The following is a 22,908-nucleotide window of genomic DNA, read 5'->3' as shown; positions in this document are numbered from 1 at the left end:
GGCACGTTCATGGCGACCCTCGACAGCACGATCGTCTCGGTCGGAGTTGAGACGCTGGCGCAGCGGTTCGACGCGTCCGTCACCGAGGTCCAGTGGGTCACCACGGCGTATCTGCTCGCGGTGGTGGCCGCGGTGCCCGCGTCCGGTTGGCTCGCGGCGCGGTTCGGCGGGCGGCGGACGTGGCTGACCGCGGTGGTCGTGTTCGTGCTCGCGTCGCTGTTGTGCGGGCTCGCGAGTTCGCTGCCGATGCTGGTGGCGTTTCGGGTGCTGCAAGGGCTGGCCGGTGGTTTGCTGCCGCCGACCGGGCAGGCGTTGCTGGCGCGCGCGGCCGGGCCGGAGCGGATCGGACGGCTGATCAGCGTCGTCGGGGTGGTGCCGTTGCTGTCGCCGGTGCTGGGTCCGCTGGCGAGCGGGGCGATCCTCAACGTCGCGGACTGGCCGTGGCTGTTCTACGTCAACCTGCCGGTCGGAGTCGTCGCGGTGCTGCTCGGGCTCCGGTACGTCGCCGCGGATGCGCCGACTGATCCGCGCGAGCCGTTCGATTTCCGCGGCGCGGCTTTGCTTTCCCCTGGACTGGCTGCGGTCGTGTTCGGTCTGACCGGGTTCTCCGACGGATATTCGAAGCTGCTTTCCTCGGCGGCGGTCGTGGCGGGGTTGCTGATGCTGGCGGCGTTTGTCCGGCACGGATTGCGGGTGCGAGCGCCGTTGCTGGATCCGCGATTGTTCACCCGGCCGCCGTTCGGCGCTGCCGCGTTGGCGTTGGTCGTGCTGGGTGCGTCGGTGTTCGGGACGATGTTCCTGCTCCCGTTGTATTTGCGGCGCGGTGCCGGGCTGGACGCGTGGGCCACCGGATTGCTGCTGGTGCCGCAGGGAATCGGCGCTGCGGCGGGATCGGTTCTGGTGCAACGCATTGTGGACCGGGCGGCTCCGCGGACGCTGGTGTTGTCCGGGATCGGCCTGGTCGCGCTGGGCACGGCGGCGTTCACCCAGCTGAGTCCGGAACTTCCGGATGTCGTGTTGGTCATTTCTTTGTTGCTGCGCGGATTCGGGGCGGCGATGATCAGTGCGCCGGTGCTCGCGTTGGTGTACCGCAGTCTTGAGAAGACGCAGCTGCCGAAAGCGGCCGGTGCGCTGAATCTGCTGAACACATTGGGCGGTTCGGTCGGGACCGCTGTTCTCGCGCTGGTGTTGCAAAACCGTTTGGCCGCACGAGGTGTCGACGTCGCGGCGGCCTTCGCGGACACGTTCTGGTGGGTGCTCGGACTGGTCGTGGCGGCGGCTGCCGGGGCGGCGAAGCTGCCTAAGGAAAGGAGCCGGTAGATGCAGGACACATTGCCCAGCCCGGTGGAGGTGACCGCCGGGGTCGCGCCGGACATCGCGCGGCACCGCGAAACGGTCTCGGCGGTGCTGGCCCGGCGCGATCCGCGGTTGCTGGTGATCGTGGGCCCGTGCTCGGTGCACGATCCGGAGGCAGCGCTGGAATACGCCGGGTTGCTGGCCGGCGCGGCGGCCCGGCACGCGGACGACCTCGTGGTGGTTTTGCGGGCGTACTTGGAGAAACCGCGGTCGGTGACCGGCTGGACCGGGTTCCTCCCGGACCCGACCCTGGACGGCAAAGGCGATCTCGCCGCCGGCGTCCGGCTGGGCCGGCAGTTCCTGCTCGACGCGGCGGCGACCGGGCTGCCGCTGGCGTACGAGTTCGTGGATCCGGTGCTGGCGCCGTATGTCGCGGATACGGTGAGCTGGGGTGCGATCGGGGCGCGGACGGTGGCCAGCCAGCCGCACCGGCAGCTGGCGTCGTGGCTGCCGATGCCGGTGGGGATGAAGAATTGCGTGTCCGGACGGCTGGGGCCCGCGGTGGACGCGATTCGCGCGGCCGGGGCGGCGCACGCGTTTCCGGGGCTGGGCGTGGACGGGCGGATGAAAACCCTGCGCAGCAGCGGGAATCCGGACGCGCACCTGGTGCTGCGCGGCGGTCCGGCGCCGAATTACGACGCGGCGTCGGTCGCCGAGGCGATGGCGATCTTGGGAGAGGCCGGGCTGCCGCGAAGAACCGTGGTCGATGCCGCGCACGGGAACAGCGGGAAGGACCACAACCGGCAGCCAGGCGTGGTCGCCGACGTGGCGGGGCAGATTCGCGACGGGGCGGCGATCGCCGGGGTGATGATCGAGTCGTATCTGCGGGACGGGGCCCAGGATCCGGAGCGAGTGCCCGCTGATCCGGCGGTGAGCCGGACGGATCCCTGCCTCGGATGGGAGCGGACTGTTCCGTTGCTGGAGTCGCTGGCTCTGGCCAGCCGGGCGCGTCGTGAGAAGGCCGTGAGGGGAACCCTGAGGGACTCTGAGTCCCTGAAGGTGGCCCTCACGGACGGCTAAGGCAGCAGGTTGGCGCGGCGCGCGGCGTTGACCGCTTGGAGGCGGGTCTTCGCGTCCAGCTTCCGCATCGCGTTGCGCAGATAGCTCTTCACCGTTTCCGCGCCCAGCCCGAGCGCCTCGGCGATGTCCGCGTTCGTTTGCCCGGCCGCGGCTCCGGCCAGGACGTCCAGCTCGCGTGCGGACAGCGTCGGCTGCGGCCCTTCCGGAGTGCCGCCGGCGAGCGAGCGGCAGACGGCGTCGAGACGATCGCGCAACTCCGGATCGTCGAGGGAAGCGACGATGCGACGGAGCTCGGCATGGCTGTCCCGGACCGTTTCGCGATCGGCCGGTTCGCCGGACCCGACGTCCGGGACCGGGGCGAGCAGTTCCAGCCGGCGCCGCACCTCGGCGCGGATCGCCAGCTCCTGCTCCAGGTCACGGGCCACTTCGACCATCGCGGTGACCGAGCGGTCGCCGAAGCGGACGTGTTCGCGGACCGCCCCGTAGAGGACCGCTCGGACGGTGCGGGACACGATCACCGGCACCGCCATCACCGAGCGCACGCCCTCGGCCTGCACGGCGCGGTCGAAGTGGTGGCTGATCGCTTCGCTGGTGTAGTAGTCCGGCAGCACCACCGGTTTCCGCACGCCGATCGCGCGCCCGCCCAAGCCCTTGCCCTCCGCGACGACCAGGCCGAGCAGCGACGTCGTCGAGTTCCCGACCAGCTCGGTCATCCGCAGCCGTCGACCGTCGGCGACCACGCCGCCGAAGGACAGCGGGACCTGCGCGGCTGCGCGCAGCCGCACCAGCGCGCGACGGACCTCCGCGACGTCCTCGGCCGGGCCGGGATCGGTGACGGGCATCGGGGCGTCACCCCTTTTCGGGGGTAGTGGGCCTGCTGACGTGCGGTGATAGTACCGCCGACACCGGCCAACGACGACCGTGGAGCACGCTGTGAGCCCTGAGCGGACCACCTTCGACCTGCTGCAGACCTACGCCGCGCCGGACGCGGACGCGACGCATTTGCTGTGCGGACGCCATCCCGCCGACGCCGTCGCGTTCACCCTCGTCGAGGCCGATCTCAGCAGCCGCGACCTCACGTACGGCCAGCTCGAGGCCGCTTCCGCCCGGTTCGCCGCCGCGCTGGCCGCGCACGGCGTGCGTCCCGGCGACCGGGTCGCGACGCTCATGGGCAAGTCCGCCGAACTGGTCACCGCGCTGCTCGCGATCTGGCGGCTCGGCGCGGTCCATGTGCCGTTGTTCACCGCGTTCGCGCCGCCCGCGATCGCCCAGCGGATCGTCGGCAACGGAACCCGCGTGGTCGTCGTCGACGCAGGTCAGCGCGCCAAGCTCGACCCCGGCGAGGACCTGCCCGCCGACCCGTTGCGGATCGTCGTGACGACCGGCGAGGCGTCCGGCGGCGATCTGTCCTTCGCCGCGCTGCTGGACGAGCCGCACCCGCTGCCCGACCCGGTCGCGGTCGGCGGTGACGGCACGCTGGTCGAGATCTTCACCTCCGGCACGACCGGCACCCCGAAGGCCGTGCCGGTGCCGCTGCGCGGGCTCGCCGGAATCCACTCCTACCAGCAGTTCTGCCTCGACCAGACGGACGAGGACGTCTTCTGGAACGCAGCCGACCCCGGCTGGGCGTACGGGCTGTACTTCGCCTTGCTCGGCCCGCTCGCGACCGGACGGCGCAGCCTGCTGCTGCACGCCGGCTTCAGCCCCGAACTGACCTGGCAGGTGCTCGAGCGCTTCGGCGTCACCAACTTCACCGCCGGCCCCACGGTGTACCGCGCGCTGCGCAGCTCGGGCCTGCCGGTGCCGGCCGGGCTGCGGCTGCGGCACTGCTCGTCGGCGGGGGAGCCGCTGACGCCGGACGTCGTGACCTGGGCCGAGGAGGCGCTCGGCTGCCCCGTGCGCGACCACTACGGCCAGACCGAAACCGGCATGGTCGTCGGCAACGCCTGGCATCCGGCCCTGATCGCGCCGGTCAAGACGGGGTCGATGGGACGGCCGCTGCCCGGGTTCGCCGTCGAGGTGCTGAAGGCGGGCAGCGACGAGATCGCGGAGGCAGGCGAAACCGGCCGCGTCGCGATCGACGTGTCCGCCAGCCCGCTGATGCCGTTCTCCGGCTACCGCGACGCCCCCGAGCGGACCGCGGAACGCTTCAGCGCCGACGGCCGCTGGTACTACACCGGCGACATCGCCGCCCGCGACCGCGACGGTTACCTCACCTTCGGTTCCCGCGACGACGACGTCATTCTCATGGCGGGCTACCGGATCGGCCCGTTCGAGGTGGAAAGCGCGCTGACACAGCACGAGGCCGTCGCGGAGGCCGCGGTGATCGGCGCGCCGGACGAATTGCGCGGCGAGCTGGTGGTGGCCTACGTCGTGCTGAACCCGGGCGTCGACGGGTCGGACGAGCTGGTCGACGAGCTGAAGCAGACGGTCAAAACCCGCCTGGCCGCACACGTTTACCCGCGGCGGATCCATTTCGTGGCGGAACTGCCGAAGACGCCGAGCGGCAAGATCCAGCGTTTCGCGTTGCGGGGCCGGGAGCTGAGCACGGTTTCGAGCTGAGTTTTCGGTCCGCTGGTGCCACACTGGCCCGATGCCGCCTGATCTGCACGGCCGGGTCGCCCTCGTCGCGGGGGCGACCCGCGGTGCCGGGCGGGGCATCGCCGCCGCGCTCGGCGAGGCCGGGGCGACCGTGATCTGCACTGGACGCAGCAGCCGTCTCGGACTTCGGCGTTCGGACTACAACAGGCCGGAGACGGTCGAGGAGACCGCTTCGCTGGTATCCCGGCTCGGCGGGGTCGGCGTTCCGGTGGTCGCGGACCATCTGGACCACGACGATGTCCGCCGGCTGGCCTCGTTCGTCTCGTCCGAATACGGTCGGCTTCACTTGCTGGTCAACGATATCTGGGGCGCCGAGCGGCTCAAGGGCGGTCCGGCGGACTGGAATACGCCGGTGTGGGAACACGACCTCGACGCGGGGTTGCGGATTCTGCGGCTCGGTGTGGAGACACATCTGGTGACGTCGCATTTCCTGCTGCCGCTGCTGATCCGCGAGCCTGGCGGGTTGGTGGTCGAGGTTACCGACGGGACCTTGGCGCACAATGCTTCGCGCTATCGGATTTCGGTTTTTTACGACCTGGCCAAGGCTTCGGTGAATCGGCTGGCGTTTTCGCAGGGGCATGAGCTGGCTGCTTACGGAGCCGCGGCGGTCGCGGTGACGCCGGGGTGGCTGCGGTCGGAGATGATGCTCGAGGCTTACGGGGTCAGTGAGGAAAACTGGCGTTCGGCCTTGGAGAGCGGGGCTCCGCCCGGGTTTGCCGAGTCGGAATCGCCGCGGTACGTGGGCCGCGGGGTGGCCGCGATGGCGGCGGACCCGGGGCGGGATCGGTGGAATCAGCGGTCGGTGAGTTCGGCGGAGCTGGCGCGGGAGTACGGGGTGACGGACTTGGACGGGCGGCAGCCGGACAGCTGGAGCTAGCGATATCCCTCGTTCGGGATCCACCCCCGTCGTTCGCCGGCGTAGGTGGACGGGACTCGGAAGATCGGTTTTTCGTAGCCGAGATCCATGCGGAGGATGTTGTCCGCGCCAGTGAGAACCTCCCAGACGACCTCGACCATTCCGCCTGTTCGCTCGTTCCACCCGAACGTGCCGCGGTCCCAGAAGACCACCGGCCAGTGGTTCGGGTCTTCGGAGTTGGCCCAGGGGAGGAGGCCGCCGGGTTCGGGGAACAGTCGGTAGTCCGTGCCTTCGAGGAAATTCCCCCAAGGGGAATCGAAGGACTCGAGCACGCCGTGGACGTTGTCGCGGACGAATTCGGCCAGGTCGATGCGGGCGTCGATGGGATTGGCGAAGTTGACGGCACTGCGGAAGCAGCCTGACGGGAACTTGGCCATCAGCGCCTTGTAATCGTCGGGGAAGCGGATGCCGACGGCCTGTTCGACGTCAGCCCAGTCCCGGCCTCGGCGGATTCCTCCGGTCCATCCGGTGATTTCGACGATCTCCTCGATCGGTTGGCTCACCTGCGCATCCTACCGAAATACGATCACCGGCAGGATTGCGTCGAACGGAGCAATCAACCCTCAAGCTGAGGCAGCCGACGCACCGCCGCCGCGTATTCCTCTGTAATCCGCGAGACGATCTCCGCTGCCGGAAGGATTTCGCTAATCAGCCCGGCCGACTGACCGGCCTCCACCTTCCCCGCGGCGACATCACCGTGCAGAGCGGCGTCCTTCAGCGACGAAGCCTGAAAAACCTTCCGCCGCAAAGACTCCTCAGCACCCGAGGCTTCCAGTTCCGTCATCTGCGCGGTGAAATCGTTCGACAGCGCGCGGATCACGCCCAAACCTCGGCCCACCGTCCGGGTGTCGTCGACGCCGGCGGCCAGCACTGCCTCCTGATAAGACCGATGCACAGTCGCCTCGGAGCTCGCCAGGAATCGGGTCCCGAACTGGGCCGCGCCCGCGCCAAGGGCCAGCATCGCGGCCAATCCGGCGCCGTCGGCGACCCCGCCGGAGGCGATGACCGGGATCGACGGCGCTGCGGAAACCACGGCACGCACCAAAACCTGCGTGGTGACCATGCCGGGCGGCGGATGTCCGCCGGCCTCGGCGCCGACTACCACCAAACCGTCGACGCCGGCGGCGGAAGCCTTCAAAGCATGCGAGACTCCGGCGACGACGTGCAGGCACCGGGTCCCGACGGCGTGGAACCGGTCCAAATACCGTCGCGGGCCGCCTTGGGAGGCGATCAGCACGGGAGGGCGGCGCGAGAGCAGGAGGTCGATGACCTCGTCCGCGCCGGCACGGTAGAGGGGCAGGTTCACGGCCCACGGGCGGTCGGTCCCGGCGGCCATTTCGTCCAGAACCCGGGACAGGTCGGGCAGGCGCATCGGGCCCGCGGCGACCACGCCGAGGCCGCCGGAATTGCTGACGGCCAAAGGTAAAGCCGAGGAAGACGAAGCCCACGACATTCCGGCTTGGATGATCGGCAGGTCCAGGCCCAGCAAGGCGGTGACCGAAGTACGCAGCCGCGTCATGAGTTCTCCAGCAAAGCTCGGGCATAGCGAGCCAGTTGGTTCTTTTGCACCTTGGCGCTGGCGGTCATGCCGATCGCCTCGAAACCGTCCACAATGCGCAGATGTCGGGGGACTTTGAACCCAGCCAACCGTTCTTTCGCCCACAAGAGCAGGTCTTCTTCCGAAATGCCCGGCGATGTCAGCACGACAAAGGCGAACGGCACTTCGATCAAACGCTCGTCGGGGACTCCGACGACAGCGGCCTGGCGGACGGCGGGGTGGCGGTGCAGCACGTCTTCCACATCCGCGGGGGCCACGTTTTCCCCGCCGACCCGGATGATTTCCTTGGTGCGGCCGGTGAAATGGAACCGGCCGGAATCGTCGAGAAGGCCGACGTCCCCGGTGGACAGCCAACCCTCGGCGTCGACGGTCTCGGCGGTGCGGACGGGGTCGTCCAGGTAGCCTTGCATGACGTTCCAGCCGCGCACCAGTACCGAGCCGGGTTCGCCGGGGGCGCAGTCGTGGGTGTCGTCCAGGGAACGGATGCGGATTTCCACGCCGGGTTCGGGCGCCATGGCGCCGGAGGCGCGGATTTCTTCGGGTTCCCACCAGGCGGATTGGGCGACGTTGGGGGAGGCTTCGGAAAGTCCGTACCCGGCAACGCATTCGCGGGCGCCTAGTTCGTCGATCACCCGGCGCACGACGGTCGGCGACGCGGCGACCCACGCGCCGCGCAGGGAAAGGCGGCGGTGCGGACGATCGGGGTGGTTGAGCAGGAGCAGCGCGATCGTGTCGTTTCCGGAGAAGTGCGTGCAGCGCTCAGCTTCCAACAGCCGCAACGCTTCTGCTGGTTCGAACTTCGGCATCGTCACCAAGGTGGTGGCGTGTTGCAGGGAGGACAGCACAGACAGCGTGCTTCCGGCGACGTGGAAGAACGGGCGCGCCGAGTGGAATCGGTCGCCGGGGCGCAAACCCAGGCGGGCACCGGAAAAGAAGGCGTCGGCGCACATGCTTCGGTGGGTCAGGAGAACGCCCTTGGGACGCGACGTCGTGCCGGAGGTGTATTGCACGAGAAGGAGATCGTCCGGGGTGGCAACGGGTTCGGCAGGAGAACCGGCGGCCAGGAAATCGGTCCAGCTGTCTTGGCCCAGGATGATGATCCGCTTCAAAGAAGGCAGGGTCGCGCAGCCGGGTTCAATACCGGCCTCGGAGAACAGCGCAGGGAAATCGACGTTCAATACACGCTCGGCGGCGAACAAAGTGCTGACGCCGGCGTGGGCGAGCGTGTAGTGCACCTCGTCCGCGGTGAACCGAGTGTTGACGGGCACGACCAGCGCGCCAAGAGAACCCAACGCCAGGAACAGGGTGACCCACTCAGGCGTGTTGCCCAGGCAGAGCCCGACCCGGGAGCCGCGGCCGATGCCCGAGGCGGCCAGAGCACCGCGCACCCGGTCCACCTCCAGGGCAAGTTCCCGGTAGGTGATCCGGGCGTCGGCGGTGACGACGGCTTCGACGTCGGGTGCCAGCAGGGCAGCCCGGGCAAGGGCGTCCTGGACGGTGAGCGGGCAGGCGGTGCGCAGGTCGGTCATCGGGTCTCTCCAGTGAACCGGGCGACGCCGTCGCGCCAGCTGCCGTCGGCGAGGTTCTGTTCGATGGCGGACATTTCGATCCGGATGCCGCGGTCCAGATCGGTTTCCGCGCCCAGGTCGACGGCGCGTTTGGTCAGGGCGATCGCGCCGGGCGGGGCGGCGGCGACGGCGGTGGCGACCTCGGTTCCGGCGGCGGCCAGGTCGGGGACGACTCGGTTCACCAGACCGAGCGAGGCAGCGTCCACAGCGGACAGCGGCGTATTGGTGAACAGCAGTTCCTTGGCGCGGCGTTTCCCGATGGCCCGCTGAAGGCGTTGGGTCGCGCCGACGGTGCCCCAATGCGGTTCCGGGAACCGAAAGACAGTGTCCGCTGCGGCGAGAGCGAAGTCGGCGGCGAGGGTGATCTCCCCGCCGGAGCCGACGACGGTGCCATGCACCAGCGCGACAACGGGACAGCGGCAGGCCTCGATCGCCGCGTAGGCAGCGAAGGAGGCGACTCGGCGGCGGCGGACCCAGGCGGCGTCCTTGCCGGTCCGTTCCTTCAAATCGGCACCGGCGCAGAAGACCGGACCGGCCCCGCTGAGCAGGACGACCCGGGCCGCTGAGACGTCAACGGCGTCGAAGGCTTCCTTCAAGGCGTGGCACATCGCGAGGTCGACGGCATTGCGCGCCGACGGCCGGGCCAGTTCGACACGGGCGATTCCGTCGGTGACGTCCAGCGTCACGCGTTCGTTCATCAGATCACTCCCGCGGCCCGCAGGCCCTCGATCTCGCCGTCCGACAGTCCCGCCAAGTCGCGCAGCACGACGTCAGTGTCCGCTCCGAGCACCGGCGGCGTTCCCGGTGCCGGGGCGTCTCCGGCAGTCTCGCGCAACGGAGTGCGCAGCGCCGGGAACGAACCTTCGACGGGATGCGTGAACTCGCCGACGACGCCTCGCGCGACGGCATGCGGATCGGCCAGCGCCTCGCGGACCGAACGCACCGCGCCGGCGGGGACGTCGGCCGCCAGCAGTTCTTTGACCAGCTGGTCCCGGTCGTGCTGGGCGATCGCGCCGCGCAGGGCCTTCATCACGCGCGCGCGGTGCTCGACGCGGCCCGCGTTCTGCTGCAGCGAAGGATCAGCGGCCAACGCGGACAATCCGAGCACGGTGCACAGCGGCCCCCAATGCTGGTCGCTGCCGCTGATGTGCAGCCATTCGCCGTCCCCGGCCTGGAACGCCGCCGACGGCACCCGCCCCGGATGTTCGGTCCCGGTGCGGACGGGGTCCTCGCCGAGCGCGAACAACCGAGCGGCGTTCAGCGCGTGCAGGCTGAGCTGGACGTCCATCATCGCCACGTCGAGGTGGCGGCCACGACTATCCGCGGAACGGCCGGCGAGCCCGGTCAGCACCGCGATCACCACCCACAGCCCGGACGTCAGGTCCGCCACCGGCACGCCGGTTTTCGCGGGCGGACCTGCGGGATCGCCGGTCATCGCCATCACGCCGGACAGCGCTTGGAACACCGTGTCGTAGCCCTTGCGGTGCGCGTCCGGTCCGGTCTGGCCGAAGCCGGTCGCGGACACCAGCACGAGGCCGGGGTTCTCCGCGGACAGTTCGGCGTAGCCGAGGCCGAGCCGGTCGAGCGTGCCGGGCAGGAAATTCTCCACGACGACGTCGGCGCGCGCGGCCAGCTTCCGGACGACATCGCGGCCGCGCGGGTCCTTCAAGTCCACAGTCACCGATTGCTTGCCGCGGTTGAACGCGAAGAAGTACGCGCTCTCGCCGTGCGGCAGCCGGGGTTCGAAGCCGCGCGTTTCGTCGCCGGTGCCGGGGCGTTCTACCTTGATCACGGTCGCGCCCAGTTCGGCGAGGATCTGGGTGGCCAGCGGCGCGGCGAGGACCCGGGAAAGGTCCAGCACGGTGACTCCGGCGAGCGGGCCGGTCATGAGCGGAACCCGCGCATCAGCGCGTTGACGTCCTGGCCCGCCCGCATCGCGGCGTCCGTCGGCAGGTCTGCGACGCGGTAGAAGAGGTCTTTCGCGGCGGCCAGCGCGCGGGGTTCGACCGAGGCCCAGCGCTGCGCGACGGCGAGCGCGGCGGGCACGATCTCGGCAGGTTCGACCACCTGGTTCACCAGCCCGTACGACGAGGCTTCCGCGGCGGTGAGCAGCCGACCGGTGCTGACCAGCTCGAACGCGAGCTTGCGGCCCAGGTGCCGGACCAGCCCGGTCATCACCAGCGCGGGGACGATCGAATGCTTGAGCTCGGGATATCCGAACTTCAAATCCGACCCGGCGACCACCAGATCAGCCCCGATCGCCAGCCCGGCACCGCCGCCGACAGCCGCCCCGCGCACCGCGCTGACGACCGGGACCGGCAGCTGCTGCATGCGCGTCTGCAGCCGGGCGGTGAGCGCAGCGCGTTCGAGAACAGCTTCCGGCTGGCCCGGGGTGAGCGACGAGAACTCGTTCAAATCAGCACCGGCGCAAAAGCCGCGCCCAGCCCCCGTCAGAACGACAGCACGGACGCTCGGGTCTCGGCCAGCTTCATCGAGAGCGGTGTCCAGAGCGCGAGTGAGCGCGGTGTCGAGCGCGTTGAGTTTGTCCGGCCGATTCAACGTAAGAACGCGGACGGCGTCGTGATTTTCGGTCAGCAGCACAGGTTTCTCCCCAAAGAAAAGTCAGGCGGACGCGAAGCCAGCGCGGGCGACCATGCTGTACAGCGGCCGGCCGAGCGCTTCCTCGCAGGCCGCGGACGCCGCGGCGAGCTGGCCGAGATCCAAACCGGTGTCGACGCCCATCGCGGCGAACAGGCTGGCCAGGTCCTCGGTGCACACGTTGCCGGTGAGCCCGGCCCCGTAGCCGATCTTCGCCGGATGCCCGCCGACGCCGCCCATCGCGGAATCGAAATGCCGGCACCCGGCTTCCAACGCGGCGACCGCGTTCGCGATCCCGGTACCGCGCGTGTTGTGCAGGTGCGCGACCAGCGGCAGGTCCGGGTTTTCCCGTGACAGCCGGGTGTACAGCGCGCGCACCGAGCCCGGGGTCGCGACGCCAGTGGTGTCGCCGAGGGTCACCAGACTCGCGCCGAGGTCGGCGAACCGCGCGACGTCTTCGGCCACCCGGCCCGGGTCGACCTTGCCCTCGAACGGGCAGCCGAACGCCACCGAAACCACGCCGACCAGGCGAAACCGTCCGTCGGCGAGCTTGACCATCTCGGTCACGCGTTCCCACTGCCCGGCGCGCGTGGTGCGCAGGTTCCGTTCGGTGTGCGCCTCGGTCGCCGACACCAGCAGGCTCAGTTCCTCGGCCCCGTGCCCGGCTTCGAGGTCGGCGAGCGCGCGTTCGACGGCACGCGGATTCGGGCAGGTCGCCTTGAACGCGACACCCGGGCTCCGGTCGATCCCGGCGAGCACCTCGGAGGCGTCAGAGAACCCGGGGACCCGCGCGGGATGGCTGTAGCTGGTCGCCTCGATCCGGCGGAAACCGGTGCGCACGAAGGAATTCAGCAGCGCGATCTTCGTCGCGGTCGGCACGGGCTCCGGCTCGTGCTGCAGCCCGTCGCGGGCGAAGCACTCGCAGATCGTGACGGCGTCGGACATCCTGGGCCCACCTCCTCGTCGGTGGTTCCAGAACTACGCGAGGGTGTTGATAAAGTCAACACTACTCGGCGGCCGGGTGAGCCCGCTCACTCTCCTCGACGGCGAGCGCGTGCTCCGCCAGTTTGTCGAGCGCGCGGTCCAGCACCCGGGCCTCCTCGCCGGTGAGCACGGCGAGGAAGTCCGCGTCGCGCTCGTTGGCGGCGGTGATCAGGCCGCGGTAGGCCCGGGTGCCCTCGGCGGTCAGCGCCAGCTGCGACGTGCGCCCGGATCCGGCGGTGCGGTTCACCAGCCCGCGCTCGGTCAGCCGGCTGACCACACGGCTCATCTGCGCTTTGTCGAGTCCGGCGCGGCGCGCGAGCCGGTTGAGCGTGAGCGTCGGGTCGGCCGCGATGAGCGCGATCGCGCGCCATTCGCCGAGGCTCACGCCGAAGTCCCGCCGGTAGCGCACCGCGGCGCTGCGCGACATCGCCGACGACGTGCGCGAGAGCCGGTAGGACAGCAGTCCGGAGATGGGGACCAGGTCGTGTCCGTCTGCGCGTTCGGCCATGGCCGGACATCGTAGCCGTTACCCGATGGGTGTTGACAAACTCAACACTCGATGCGGAGACTGCCACTCGCCCGATCCGGACGAAGGAGTCTCAGCCGTGGCCGAACCATCCGCAGTCACCGGCGCTCCGGCGACCGCCGCTGTCGACCGCAAAGCGACCTATCGCACGATCGCCCGGCGCGTCATGCCGCTGCTGGTGCTGTGTTACGTCGTCAGCTACATCGACCGCACCAACATCGGGATCGCGCAGCAGGGCCTCAAACGGGACCTCGGCTTCGGCCCAGCGGTCTACGGGCTCGGCGTCACCCTGTTCTTCGTCGGCTTCATCCTCTTCGAAGTCCCGAGCAACGCGCTGCTCGCCCGCATCGGCGCGCGCAAAACCCTCGCGCGGATCATGGCCACCTGGGGCGTGATGACCGTGGTGACCCTGTTCGTGCACAACGAGATCATGTTCTACGCCGCGCGCTTCCTGCTCGGCGTCGCCGAAGCCGGGTTCTTTCCCGGCGCGCTGTACCTGCTGTCGCTGTGGTTCCCGTCGTCGCGGCGGACGCGGATGACGGCCGTGTTCTTCATCGGCATTCCGGTGTCCGGCGCGCTCGGCTCGGTGATGTCCGGCTGGATCATGCACTCGCTCGGCGGCGTCGGCGGGCTCGCGGACTGGCAGTGGCTGTTCCTGATCGAGGGCATTCCGCCGATCCTGCTGGCCGGGCTCGTGCTGCTTTTCGTCACCGACGGCCCGGAGCAGGCGAAGTGGCTCACGGCGGAACAGAAGGCGGCCGTGCGCGCCGACCTCGAAGCGGACCGCCGCGACAAAGGCCCGGCGACGGAGAAACACAGCGGTCTGCTGCTCGCCCTGCGCGACCCGAAGGTCTGGATTCTCGGGCTCTGCGCGTGCGGCGCGTACACGCTGGCGAACGCCGTTTCGTACTGGACGCCTCGGATCATCGCCAACGCCGGCGTCGGCAACGTCCTGAACCTCGGCTTCTTCTCGGCGATCCCGCCGCTGCTCGGCATCGTGGTGATGCTGCTGGTCGGCAGGCACTCCGACCGCACCCTGGAGCGGCGCTGGCACGCGGCGACGAGCTGGATCGTGGCGGCGTTCGCGATGCTGGCGATCTCGGTGTCCGGCGGCAACGTCGTGGTGGTCATCCTGTTGCTCGCGGTGATGGCGGCCGCGCACTACTCGGGGCTGACGGTGTTCTATTCGATCCCGTCGATCTACCTGAACGACCGGGCGGCGGCCACCGGGATCGCGGTGGTGACCTCGATGGGTTCGTTCGCGGCCGCCGCCTCGCCGTCGCTGCTCGGGTTCATCGAATCCGCGACCGGGAGCCTGTCGCTCGGGCTGCAGATCAGCGCGGGCATCGTCCTGCTCGCCGTCGTGGTGCTGCTCGTCGGCGTCCGGCCCGGCGATCTTCGCGAACGCCGCCGCTCACGCCCCGGCCGCGGGGCTTCCCCGCACGGACTTCCGGCGTCCTGTGCCGGGTCCGCCGGACCAGGCGGCGCTGACCCTCCAAAGTGTGCCGTTTCGCACGCGGCGGCCCGGTTGACCTCGGCGGGCTGCCCGGACGGTCCGCTTTCTCATCGCTCTCACAGGAACCCCGTAGTAGACCGGGTGCCGCCGGAGGGAGGGGCGGTGAGCGATGGAGCGCGCGAACGGGCACTGGGCCGAGCGGATCGGCGTGGTCGCACTCGTCGCCGTCCTGCTGGGCGGGGCCGCCTACGGGTGGGCCGAACTGCGCGCGCTGCTGTCCGGCGTCACCACGTCCACCGCGCTCGACGGGCAGGCCCGGCCCGGCGGGGACACGAACATCCTCGTCATGGGACTCGATTCGCGGCTCGACGAGCGGGGCGAACCGCTGCCCGCCGAGCTGTACGAACAATTGCACGCGGGGGACCAGCACGTCGGCGGCTACAACACCGACGTCCTGATGCTGCTGCACGTCCCGGCCGACGGCGGGCATCCGACGGTCATCTCGATCCCGCGCGACGACTACACCGACCTCGCCGGCTGTCCGGACGGGGTGTGCAAGGGCAAGATCAAGGAGGCTTACGGGTACGCGTTCGCCGCGGAGTCCAAACTTCTCGCCGCGCAAGGCGTCACCGAGAAGGCGGCTCGCGAACAGAGGTCCCGGGACGCCGGCCGCGCGGCAGAAGTCGCGACGGTCCGCCAGTTCCTCGGAGGGGTCGCGGTGGACCATTTCGTCGAAGTCACCCTGGTCGCCTTCTTCCAGTTGGCTCAGGTCGTGCAGCCGATCACCGTGTGCTTGGCCGACAGCACGCGCGACAGCTATTCCGGCGCGGATTTCCCGGCCGGTCAGCAGCAGATTTCCGCGGCGCAGGCACTCGCGTTCGTGCGGCAGGGCCACGATCCGCGGCACGAGTTCACCGACCTGGACCGGGAACGGCGCCAGCAAGCGTTTCTCGTTTCACTGGCGCACCAGCTGAAAGAAGGCCGGGTGTTCGGCGACCCGGTGAAACTCGGCCAGCTGGTTTCGGTCGCGAAACAGAACATCGCGATCGATTCCGGGCTCGATCTGAACGCGCTGGCCCGGCAGGCGGAAACATTCGCCGGCGGGGATCTGACCCTGGCGTCGCTTCCGGTCGAAAGGTTCGAAAAAGACGCACGGGGCGAAGACGTCAACATTGTCGATCCGGTGAAAATCCGTGCCGCCGCGGCCCGGTTGCTCGGCCGGACGGTCCCGCCGCCGCCTGCCGCGACGGCCGGTCCCGCGGTCGACGTGGTGAACGCGAGCGGCCGGGAGGGCGCGGCCGCCCGGGTGCTGAAGGCGCTCCCGTCGCGGGGATACCGCGCCGGGCGCACGTCCAGCGCGCGGCACACGCACCGCACCGTGGTCCGCTACGGGCGCGGGGATTCCGCGTCGGCGGCGAAGCTCGTGGCCGCGCTCGGCGGCGGGTACGGCGTGGGCTACGACGGCGCGCTGGCCGCGGGGGAACTGAAACTGGTGCTCGGCACCGATTTCCGGGAAAAGGCGGACCAGGTGGACCCGGTGCCGGTCTCCCCGGTTTCGCCCGCCGACGAATTGTCCGGAGGCGGGGTGCCGTGCGTGCGGTGAACGGGAGAAGCACAACGATCCTGTGAACCCGTTGAGAACGAATTCCGAAATTAACTCTCCCGAGTGACATTGACGGTGATGTGCCCGCTAATGTCCGGGATCGGGTGACGAGCCGCACAGCAGCGGCAGGGGGATTGCCCGAAATCTGATCTAGTTCCGATTTCAGTGCCTGGGAACGGCACTGCTGCTTCAGCCCGGCCTCACGCCGCCCATTGTTGAGTGGCGAACAGCCGGTTTCGTGAGTCCTGTTCTTCTGGAAAGAGGTTTTCCTGTGACGCTGGACGCGGATCGGGCGCGCACAGTCGCGCCCGAGAGGCTCGCCGAAGAGGCGACGGCGGTTTACCGGGCGGGTCCGACGCCTGCCGCGCGCACGCTTTACGACATTTTCGCCGAAACGGTGCGCCGGCACCCGGACGCGCTCGCGCTGGACGACGGCTCCATGCGGGCGACATACCGCGAATTCGCCGCACAGGTCGAAGAACTCGCCGGACGCCTCCGGACTGCCGGGGTCATGCCGGGCGACCGGGTCGGAATCCGGATGACTTCCGGCACGGCGGCGTTGTACCGCAGCATTCTCGCCGTTCTCGCCACCGGCGCGGCCTACGTTCCGGTCGACGCCGACGATCCGGCCGACCGCGCCGAGACAGTGTGGGCTGAGGCCCAGGTGAGCCTCGTCCTGAGCGACGCGGGATTGCCGTCCTCTCGCGGACCGCAGTGGCCGAGAGTCCGTCCGCAGCCGCAGGACGACGCCTGGATCATCTTCACCTCCGGTTCCACCGGCAAACCGAAGGGCGTCGCGGTCACGCATCGCGCCGCTGCGGCCTTTGTGGACGCTGAGGCTCGATTGTTCTGCCAGGCACGGCCGCTCGGTCCGGGCGACCGTGTCCTCGCCGGGCTGAGTGTCGCTTTTGACGCGTCGTGCGAGGAAATGTGGCTGGCCTGGCGGCACGGCGCGTGCCTGGTTCCGGCTCCGCGCTCGCTCGTCCGCGCGGGAGCGGACCTCGGGCCGTGGCTGGTCGAACGCGGCGTGACGGTGGTGTCGACGGTGCCGACGCTCGCCGCACTGTGGCCTGTGGACACTCTCGCCGGCGTCCGGCTGCTCATCCTCGGCGGCGAAGCGTGCCCGCCGGAGGTGGTGACGCGCTTCGACGACGGCACCCGGGAGATCTGGAACACTTACGGCCCAACGGAAACCACGGTCGTCGCGTGTGCGCAGCGGCTGCGCGCGGGCGAACCGGTGCGGGTCGGGCTGCCGCTCGACGGCTGGGAACTCGCGGTCGTCGACCCGGAGGACCCGGCGGGCATCCCGGTGCCGTGGGGCCGCAGCGGCGAGCTGGTGATCGGCGGCGTCGGCCTCGCCCGGTACCTCGACGCGGCGAAGGACGCGCAGAAGTTCGTGCCGCTGCCGGGGCTCGGCTGGAGCCGCGCCTACCGCAGCGGTGACCTGGTGCGAGCGGTGCCGGAAGGACTGGAGTTCGTCGGCCGTGCGGACGGCCAGGTCAAGATCGGCGGACGACGCGTCGAACTGGGCGAGATCGACGCCGCGTTGCGTGCCCTGCCGGGTGTCGCCGCGGCGGCGACGGTGGTGCGTCGCACGGACAGCGGCGCGCAGGTGCTGGTCGGGTACGTGGTGCCGGAAGGCGAGAGCCTCGACCGCACTGCCGCGCGTAGTCTTCTGCGGGACCGGCTCCCGGCGGCTTTGGTGCCACGGCTGGCGTTGGTGCCGGATCTGCCGGTGCGCGCGTCGGGCAAGCTCGACCGCGACGCGTTGCCGTGGCCGCTGGAGGAACCGACCGCCGCGCCCGTGGTGCCGTCTGATCCGAAACTGGCGTGGCTGCTGCAGGTGTGGAGCGAACACCTCGGGACCGCCGCCGGGCCGGACGACGACTTCTTCGACCTCGGCGGTTCGAGCGTGACGGCCGCGCGGCTCGTTTCCGTGCTGCGCGAACGGTATCCGACGGCGGCAGTGTCCGATGTGTACTCCTGCCCGACGCCGCGCGAGCTGTACGAACGTCTCGCTGGGGAGCCGGTCGAAACTGTCGAGGCGGAAGAGCCGCAGGTTCCCGCCGTTCGAGGCAGCGGCTGGTGGCAGGCCGGGGTGCAGCTGGTTTTGCTGGCCTTGTCCGGAATGCGGTGGCTGCTTTCGGTTTCGCTGCTCGGCTCGCTGGTCGCGCTGGTGCTGCCGTTGCAGTGGCTGCCGCGGATGTCGTGGTGGGTCCTCATCCCGGCGTGGCTGGTGCTGCTGAGCCCGCCGGGACGGATGCTGCTCGCCGCGGGCGGCGTGCGGTTGCTGCGCGGAAAGCTCGCGCCAGGGGAGTACCGGCGCGGCGGCATCGTCCACATGCGACTGTGGACCGCCGAACGGTTCGCCGCCGTGGTCGGTCCGCCGGGAGTCGCCGGAACGCCGCTTGCCGCGCCCTACGCCCGGTTGCTCGGCAACCGCGTCGGCCGGGGCGTCGATCTGCACTCGCCGCCGCCGGTAGGCGGTCTAGCCGACTTCGGCGACGGATGCGCGATCGAGCCCGAGGCGGACCTGGCCGGGTGGTGGCTGGACGGTTCGGTGCTCCGGATCGGCCGCGTCCGAATCGGTGCCGGTGCCCGGGTCGGCGGTCGCAGCACGCTGCTGCCGGGCACGGACCTCGGCGCCGGATCGGTACTTCTGCCCGGTTCAACACTCGACACCCGCGTGCCGGACGGTGCGGTCTGGGGCGGTTCCCCGGCCGGACCGTCGGGCGAGCGTCCGCCGCGGCCGACCGCCGTGGCACCGCGGGCGAAGCGGTACTCGCTGGCGTTCGCTTTGGGCGGCACGCTGCGGTCGCTGTTCATGTTCGTCACCGCGATTCCGCTGATCGTGGTCGCGCTGCTGCTGATCCCGGCAGCAGACGATCCGCGCACCGCCGCGCTGGCGATCCTGCCATGGACGCCGCTGCTCGTCTTCGCCGGAATCGTCTTGTACGCCTTGACGATCGTCCTGCTGGTGCGGCTGGCCAGCCTGGCCGTGCGGCCGGGAACCTATCCGGTGCTGAGCCGCGCGGGCTGGGCGGCCTGGTTCGTGCACGAACTGCTGGAAATCGCCCGGCGGCAGCTGTTCCCGCTCTACGCCGCGCTGGCGACCCCGTTCTGGATGCGGCTGCTGGGCGCGCGGATCGGCCGCGGCGTCGAACTGTCCACTGTGCTCAGTCTGCCGTCGCTGCTTCGGGTGCGAGACGGCGCTTTCCTAGCCGACGACGTCCTCGCCGCACCGTACGAACTCGACCGCGGCTGGGTCCGGCTGGGTGTCTCCGAGGTCGGGGAGCGCGCGTTCGTCGGCAACTCCGCGGTCGTCGGCCCGGACCGGACGCTCGGCTCAGGCTCGCTGGTCGGCGTCCTGTCCGACACTCCGGCAGAAGTCCCCGACGGCACGTCCTGGCTCGGCCGGCCCGCGTTGGAGCTGCGGCGCACTGCGGACGCGGTCGACCCCGCCCGCACTTTCGCGCCCCCGCGCCGGTTGAAGCTGGCCCGCGCGTTGGTCGAGTCCTGCCGGATCGCGCCGCTGCTCATCGCGGGCCTGCTCGGACTCGCCGTGTCCACGGTGCTGGCCGGAGTGGACGTCGCGGACGGCTTCTGGGTCGCCGCCGCCATCGCGCCCGCGGTGTTCGTCTCGGCCGGTCTCTTCGCCGCGCTGCTGACGACGCTGATGAAATGGATGCTGGTCGGCCGATTCCGCCCGGGACGGCATCCATTGTGGAGCGCGTTCGTGTGGCGGAACGAGCTGTACGACACATTCGTGGAGACGCTCGCGGTCCCGTGGTTCGCCGGTTCGTTCCTCGGCACGCCGGTGCTGAACTGGTGGCTGCGGACCCTCGGCGCCCGCATCGGCCGAGGCGTCTGGTGCGAGAGCTACTGGCTGCCGGAAACGGACCTCATCCACCTCGGCGACGGCGCCGTGGTGAACCGCGGCTGCGTGCTGCAAACGCACCTGTTCCACGACCGCGTCATGCGCCTGGACCCGGTCCGTCTCGGCCCCGGCGCGACGCTCGGCCCGCGCGCGTTCCAGCTGCCGGGCAGCGGGGTTTCCGACGGCGCGACGGTCGGTTCGGGTTCGCTGGTGATGGCGGGGGAGACGGTTCCGCCGCGCACCCGGTGGCGCGGCACGCCGGTCCGTCCCTGGCGGTGAAGCCCCGGTGGGCGGTTCTGCCGAGCAGAACCGCCCACTATCCTGGGGGAGCCATGGACTACCGGAAACTGTTCGCCGACATCCGCCAGCGCCGGGGATGTTCGGACTGGACGGCAGCCCAGTCCTGGTATCGCCGGTGAGCCCGAACTCAACCAGACGCCTGCGGCCGGGGAAGCCGCGTATGCGCCGCCCCGCTGGCGAGCGCGTCCTCGACTTCTTCTGCGGCAAGCCCCGCCGCGGCAAGCACTTCCCGGGTGTCCGCCCCCGGAGGTCGCGGCGATTCGGCAGCACAGCCGGGGGTGCGGCCGAGCTTCACCGGCACCCCGACCCCGCGATACCCGTCCCGTTCCACCACCATTTCCCGATGCCGCACCTGCGGAGCGTTCATCGCCTCCGCGATGTCGTGCACCGGAGACGCCGGAACTCCCTTAGCCAGCAACAACTCGGCCAACGAATCCCGTTTGTACTGTCCGATCAAGACCGTCAACTCCTCCCGCAACACTCCCACATTGCGAACCCGATCCGCATTCGAGGCAAACCGCGGATCAGAAGCCAGCCCAGGCGCACCGAGCACCTCGACCAGCGCCGAGAACTGCCGATCATTCCCCGCCCCGACAAAGAACAACCCGTCCACTGTCGAAAAAGTCTCGTAAGGCGCGATCGACGGATGCGCCGAACCAGTCCGCCGCGGCACCGCACCGTCAGTGAGCCAAGCCGCGGAATGCGGATGCAGCAGGCTGATCACCGTGTCCAGCAACGAACAATCCACCAGCTGCCCGAGCCCGGACCGTTCCCGCTCGTGCAGCGCCAGCAGGATCCCGGAGAACCCGAGCACCCCGGTCACCACATCGACAACCGGCACCCCGATCCGCAACGGCGGCCCGTCGGCCTCGCCGTTCACGCTCATCAACCCGCCGTACGCCTGCAGCACCGCGTCGTACCCGGGCAGTCCGCCGAGCGGTCCGTCGGTGCCGAAACCCGTGATGCGGCAATGGATCAGCGCCGGATACTCGGCTCGGATCGTCTCGTCCGGCCAGCCCCACCGAGCGAGCGTGCCCGCCTTGAAGTTCTCCACCACCACGTCCGCGCCCGCGAGCAGGGTGCCGAGCAGTGAACGACCGTCCGGACCGGACAGATCGAGCACGATGTTCTTCTTGCCCCGGTTGAGATTCGCGTAGTAAGCGCTGGTCCCTTCGGAGAGGAACGGCGGACCCCAGCCCCGGGTCTCGTCCCCGGCGGGCGATTCGACCTTGATCACCTCGGCGCCGTGATCAGCCAGCATCTGCGTGCAGTACGGCCCGGCCAGCACCCGAGACAGGTCCAGCACCCGCAGCCCGTCGAGCGCGCCCATCAGTACGACCTCGGCAGCCCGAGCACGTGCTGGGACACGTAGTTCAGCACCATTTCCTGGCTGATCGGCGCGAGCCGCAGCAGCCGCGCCTCCCGGAAGTAGCGCTCCACGTGGTATTCCCGCGCGTAGCCCATCCCGCCGTGGGTCTGGATCGCCTGGTCGGCGGCCTGGAACCCGGCGTCCGCGCACAGCCATTTCGCCATGTTCGCCTCCTTGCCGGCCGGCAGGCCGTGGTCGTAGCGCCAGGCGGCGTTGCGCGCCATCAGCTCCGCCGCGTCGAGCCGGGTCGCGGCCTCGGCCAGCGGGAACGCCAGCCCCTGGTTCTGCCCGATCGGCCGCCCGAACACGTGCCGTTCCCCGGCGTACCGGACCGCGCGCCGCAACGCCGCGCGGCCGATGCCGAGCGCCTCGTGCGCGAGCAGGATGCGTTCCGGGTTGAGTCCGTCGAGCAGATACCGGAAGCCTTTGCCCTCCTCGCCGACGCGCGCCGATTCCGGCACCCGCAGGCCGTCGATCAGCACTTCGTAGGACGACACCGCGTTGCGGCCGAGCTTGGGAATCGCGCGCAGCTGCACCGCTTCGGACTCGATGTCCACGACGAACAGCGACATGCCGTCGGTCGGTTTCTCCACCTCGTCGCGTGGCGTGGTGCGGGCGATCAGCACCATTTTCTGCGACTGGCCCGCCTTGGTGATCCAGACCTTCCGGCCGTGCACGACGTAGGAATCGCCGTCGCGGCGGGCGAAAGTGGAGATGCGCGTGGTGTCGGTGCCCGCGTCCGGTTCGGTCACCCCGAAGCAGACATGCAGCGAACCGTCGACCGCGCCGGGCAGGATCTCCTGGCGCATTTCCTCGCTGCCGTGCTTGACGATCGTGTTCAGCCCGAAGATCGTCAGGTGCATCGTGCTGCACCCGTTCATCCCGGCCCCGGACGCGGCCACTTCTTCCAGCAGCAGCGCGGCTTCGAGGATGCCGAGCCCGCCGCCGCCGTACTGCTCCGGGATCGCCATGCCGAGCCAGCCCGCGGAGGCGAACGCGTCGTAGAACTCGCGCGGGAACTCGGCGCGCTCGTCGCGCTGCGCCCAGTACTCGTCGGGGAACCGGGCGGCCAGCTCGCGCACGGCGCGCCGGATGTCCTCCTGGTCTTGGGTCAGCTGGAAGTCCACAGTGCTGCTCTCCATCATGCGCATATAAGAACGCTGAGTTCGGATATAC

Annotated in this window: 18 protein-coding genes and 1 pseudogene; 7 read left to right on the top strand and 12 right to left on the bottom strand. The window is 70.0% G+C overall.

The annotated features are described in order from the left end of the window. Positions 1–9: 9 nt before the first annotated feature. Entirely contained in the window at positions 10–1,320 is a 1,311-nt protein-coding gene (locus tag ACFXI3_RS06175; protein ID WP_378398511.1) for a DHA2 family efflux MFS transporter permease subunit, read from the top strand. Next, positions 1,321–2,376 (top strand): 3-deoxy-7-phosphoheptulonate synthase, encoded by a 1,056-nt coding sequence (locus ACFXI3_RS06170; RefSeq protein WP_378398351.1) that lies wholly within the window; start codon positions 1,321–1,323, stop codon positions 2,374–2,376. Here the strand turns inward: ACFXI3_RS06170 and ACFXI3_RS06165 are convergent. Then, positions 2,373–3,218: a LuxR C-terminal-related transcriptional regulator gene (locus tag ACFXI3_RS06165; protein WP_378398349.1), complete on the bottom strand. Its 846-nt coding sequence runs from the start codon at positions 3,216–3,218 to the stop codon at positions 2,373–2,375. The two genes, ACFXI3_RS06170 and ACFXI3_RS06165, sit on opposite strands and share 4 nt — an antisense overlap. A gap of 91 nt (positions 3,219–3,309) precedes the next feature. On the opposite strand from ACFXI3_RS06165, the gene ACFXI3_RS06160 reads away from it, so the two are divergent. After that, on the top strand, positions 3,310–4,938 hold the full coding sequence (locus ACFXI3_RS06160; protein WP_378398348.1) for an AMP-binding protein: 1,629 nt from the start codon (positions 3,310–3,312) through the stop codon (positions 4,936–4,938). 31 nt (positions 4,939–4,969) lie between these two features. Continuing rightward, positions 4,970–5,854 carry an SDR family oxidoreductase gene (locus tag ACFXI3_RS06155; protein ID WP_378398347.1) on the top strand — a complete coding sequence of 295 codons (885 nt, stop codon included), beginning with the start codon at positions 4,970–4,972 and terminating at the stop codon, positions 5,852–5,854. Here the strand turns inward: ACFXI3_RS06155 and ACFXI3_RS06150 are convergent. The 8 genes from ACFXI3_RS06150 to ACFXI3_RS06115 all read right to left on the bottom strand — a co-directional run bounded on the left by ACFXI3_RS06150 (position 5,851) and on the right by ACFXI3_RS06115 (position 13,109). Beyond that, positions 5,851–6,396, bottom strand: coding sequence for a hypothetical protein (locus ACFXI3_RS06150; protein WP_378398346.1), 546 nt, complete (start codon positions 6,394–6,396; stop codon positions 5,851–5,853). The two genes, ACFXI3_RS06155 and ACFXI3_RS06150, sit on opposite strands and share 4 nt — an antisense overlap. Before the next feature lie 53 nt (positions 6,397–6,449). Further along, a complete protein-coding gene (locus ACFXI3_RS06145; protein WP_378398345.1) occupies positions 6,450–7,412 on the bottom strand; it encodes an NAD(P)H-dependent flavin oxidoreductase in 963 nt (320 codons plus the stop codon). Beyond that, positions 7,409–8,980: an AMP-binding protein gene (locus tag ACFXI3_RS06140; RefSeq protein WP_378398344.1), complete on the bottom strand. Its 1,572-nt coding sequence runs from the start codon at positions 8,978–8,980 to the stop codon at positions 7,409–7,411. The genes ACFXI3_RS06145 and ACFXI3_RS06140 overlap by 4 nt, the downstream gene beginning before the upstream one ends. Beyond that, positions 8,977–9,717 (bottom strand): enoyl-CoA hydratase/isomerase family protein, encoded by a 741-nt coding sequence (locus ACFXI3_RS06135; RefSeq protein ID WP_378398343.1) that lies wholly within the window; start codon positions 9,715–9,717, stop codon positions 8,977–8,979. Before ACFXI3_RS06135 ends, ACFXI3_RS06140 begins: the two co-directional genes overlap by 4 nt. Further along, positions 9,717–10,907 carry a CaiB/BaiF CoA transferase family protein gene (locus ACFXI3_RS06130; RefSeq protein WP_378398342.1) on the bottom strand — a complete coding sequence of 397 codons (1,191 nt, stop codon included), beginning with the start codon at positions 10,905–10,907 and terminating at the stop codon, positions 9,717–9,719. The genes ACFXI3_RS06135 and ACFXI3_RS06130 overlap by 1 nt, the downstream gene beginning before the upstream one ends. After that, a complete protein-coding gene (locus ACFXI3_RS06125; protein ID WP_378398341.1) occupies positions 10,904–11,620 on the bottom strand; it encodes an enoyl-CoA hydratase/isomerase family protein in 717 nt (238 codons plus the stop codon). Before ACFXI3_RS06125 ends, ACFXI3_RS06130 begins: the two co-directional genes overlap by 4 nt. A gap of 21 nt (positions 11,621–11,641) precedes the next feature. Next, the gene (locus ACFXI3_RS06120; protein WP_378398339.1) at positions 11,642–12,562 is read right to left on the bottom strand and encodes a hydroxymethylglutaryl-CoA lyase; all 921 of its coding nucleotides are present in this window, start codon (positions 12,560–12,562) and stop codon (positions 11,642–11,644) included. A 61-nt stretch (positions 12,563–12,623) separates the two neighbouring features. Then, positions 12,624–13,109 carry a MarR family transcriptional regulator gene (locus ACFXI3_RS06115; protein ID WP_344279636.1) on the bottom strand — a complete coding sequence of 162 codons (486 nt, stop codon included), beginning with the start codon at positions 13,107–13,109 and terminating at the stop codon, positions 12,624–12,626. On the opposite strand from ACFXI3_RS06115, the pseudogene ACFXI3_RS06110 reads away from it, so the two are divergent. Then, positions 13,072–14,346: pseudogene (locus tag ACFXI3_RS06110) on the top strand (MFS transporter); the annotation flags it as partial. The gene ACFXI3_RS06115 and the pseudogene ACFXI3_RS06110 overlap by 38 nt on opposite strands. Here the strand turns inward: ACFXI3_RS06110 and ACFXI3_RS06105 are convergent. Further along, a complete protein-coding gene (locus tag ACFXI3_RS06105; protein ID WP_378398338.1) occupies positions 14,328–14,474 on the bottom strand; it encodes a hypothetical protein in 147 nt (48 codons plus the stop codon). The pseudogene ACFXI3_RS06110 and the gene ACFXI3_RS06105 sit on opposite strands and share 19 nt — an antisense overlap. Positions 14,475–14,752: 278 nt before the next feature. Between ACFXI3_RS06105 and ACFXI3_RS06100 the strand changes: the two genes are divergently transcribed. Both ACFXI3_RS06100 and ACFXI3_RS06095 read left to right on the top strand, forming a co-directional pair. After that, complete coding sequence (locus ACFXI3_RS06100) at positions 14,753–16,186, top strand: LCP family protein (protein ID WP_378398337.1); 1,434 nt, start codon at positions 14,753–14,755, stop codon at positions 16,184–16,186. 271 nt (positions 16,187–16,457) lie between these two features. After that, on the top strand, positions 16,458–20,342 hold the full coding sequence (locus tag ACFXI3_RS06095; RefSeq protein WP_378398335.1) for a Pls/PosA family non-ribosomal peptide synthetase: 3,885 nt from the start codon (positions 16,458–16,460) through the stop codon (positions 20,340–20,342). A gap of 148 nt (positions 20,343–20,490) precedes the next feature. Here the strand turns inward: ACFXI3_RS06095 and ACFXI3_RS06090 are convergent, their stop codons facing one another. Both ACFXI3_RS06090 and ACFXI3_RS06085 read right to left on the bottom strand, forming a co-directional pair. After that, positions 20,491–21,693, bottom strand: a complete 1,203-nt coding sequence (locus tag ACFXI3_RS06090; protein WP_378398334.1) for a CaiB/BaiF CoA transferase family protein — start codon at positions 21,691–21,693, stop codon at positions 20,491–20,493. Beyond that, positions 21,693–22,883: an acyl-CoA dehydrogenase family protein gene (locus tag ACFXI3_RS06085; RefSeq protein WP_378398333.1), complete on the bottom strand. Its 1,191-nt coding sequence runs from the start codon at positions 22,881–22,883 to the stop codon at positions 21,693–21,695. The genes ACFXI3_RS06090 and ACFXI3_RS06085 overlap by 1 nt, the downstream gene beginning before the upstream one ends. Positions 22,884–22,908 lie beyond the last annotated feature (25 nt).

The sequence above is a fragment of the Amycolatopsis sp. NPDC059235 genome, from assembly GCF_042754125.1.
Classification (GTDB): domain Bacteria; phylum Actinomycetota; class Actinomycetes; order Mycobacteriales; family Pseudonocardiaceae; genus Amycolatopsis; species Amycolatopsis albidoflava.
The sequence above is the reverse complement of the archived record's forward strand: the minus strand, read 5'-3'. Positions and strand labels throughout refer to the sequence as shown.

What these genes read in the sequence shown, in the direction of transcription:
- ACFXI3_RS06175 (WP_378398511.1), top strand. Translation starts at nt 10, where the DNA reads ATGGCGACCCTCGACAGCACGATCGTCTCGGTCGGAGTTGAGACGCTG.
- ACFXI3_RS06120 (WP_378398339.1), bottom strand. Translation starts at nt 12,562, where the DNA reads ATGTCCGACGCCGTCACGATCTGCGAGTGCTTCGCCCGCGACGGGCTG.
- ACFXI3_RS06140 (WP_378398344.1), bottom strand. Translation starts at nt 8,980, where the DNA reads ATGACCGACCTGCGCACCGCCTGCCCGCTCACCGTCCAGGACGCCCTT.
- ACFXI3_RS06135 (WP_378398343.1), bottom strand. Translation starts at nt 9,717, where the DNA reads ATGAACGAACGCGTGACGCTGGACGTCACCGACGGAATCGCCCGTGTC.
- ACFXI3_RS06145 (WP_378398345.1), bottom strand. Translation starts at nt 7,412, where the DNA reads ATGACGCGGCTGCGTACTTCGGTCACCGCCTTGCTGGGCCTGGACCTG.
- ACFXI3_RS06105 (WP_378398338.1), bottom strand. Translation starts at nt 14,474, where the DNA reads ATGCCCGCGCTGATCTGCAGCCCGAGCGACAGGCTCCCGGTCGCGGAT.
- ACFXI3_RS06155 (WP_378398347.1), top strand. Translation starts at nt 4,970, where the DNA reads ATGCCGCCTGATCTGCACGGCCGGGTCGCCCTCGTCGCGGGGGCGACC.
- ACFXI3_RS06100 (WP_378398337.1), top strand. Translation starts at nt 14,753, where the DNA reads ATGGAGCGCGCGAACGGGCACTGGGCCGAGCGGATCGGCGTGGTCGCA.
- ACFXI3_RS06170 (WP_378398351.1), top strand. Translation starts at nt 1,321, where the DNA reads ATGCAGGACACATTGCCCAGCCCGGTGGAGGTGACCGCCGGGGTCGCG.
- ACFXI3_RS06115 (WP_344279636.1), bottom strand. Translation starts at nt 13,109, where the DNA reads ATGGCCGAACGCGCAGACGGACACGACCTGGTCCCCATCTCCGGACTG.
- ACFXI3_RS06090 (WP_378398334.1), bottom strand. Translation starts at nt 21,693, where the DNA reads ATGGGCGCGCTCGACGGGCTGCGGGTGCTGGACCTGTCTCGGGTGCTG.
- ACFXI3_RS06165 (WP_378398349.1), bottom strand. Translation starts at nt 3,218, where the DNA reads ATGCCCGTCACCGATCCCGGCCCGGCCGAGGACGTCGCGGAGGTCCGT.
- ACFXI3_RS06130 (WP_378398342.1), bottom strand. Translation starts at nt 10,907, where the DNA reads ATGACCGGCCCGCTCGCCGGAGTCACCGTGCTGGACCTTTCCCGGGTC.
- ACFXI3_RS06085 (WP_378398333.1), bottom strand. Translation starts at nt 22,883, where the DNA reads ATGCGCATGATGGAGAGCAGCACTGTGGACTTCCAGCTGACCCAAGAC.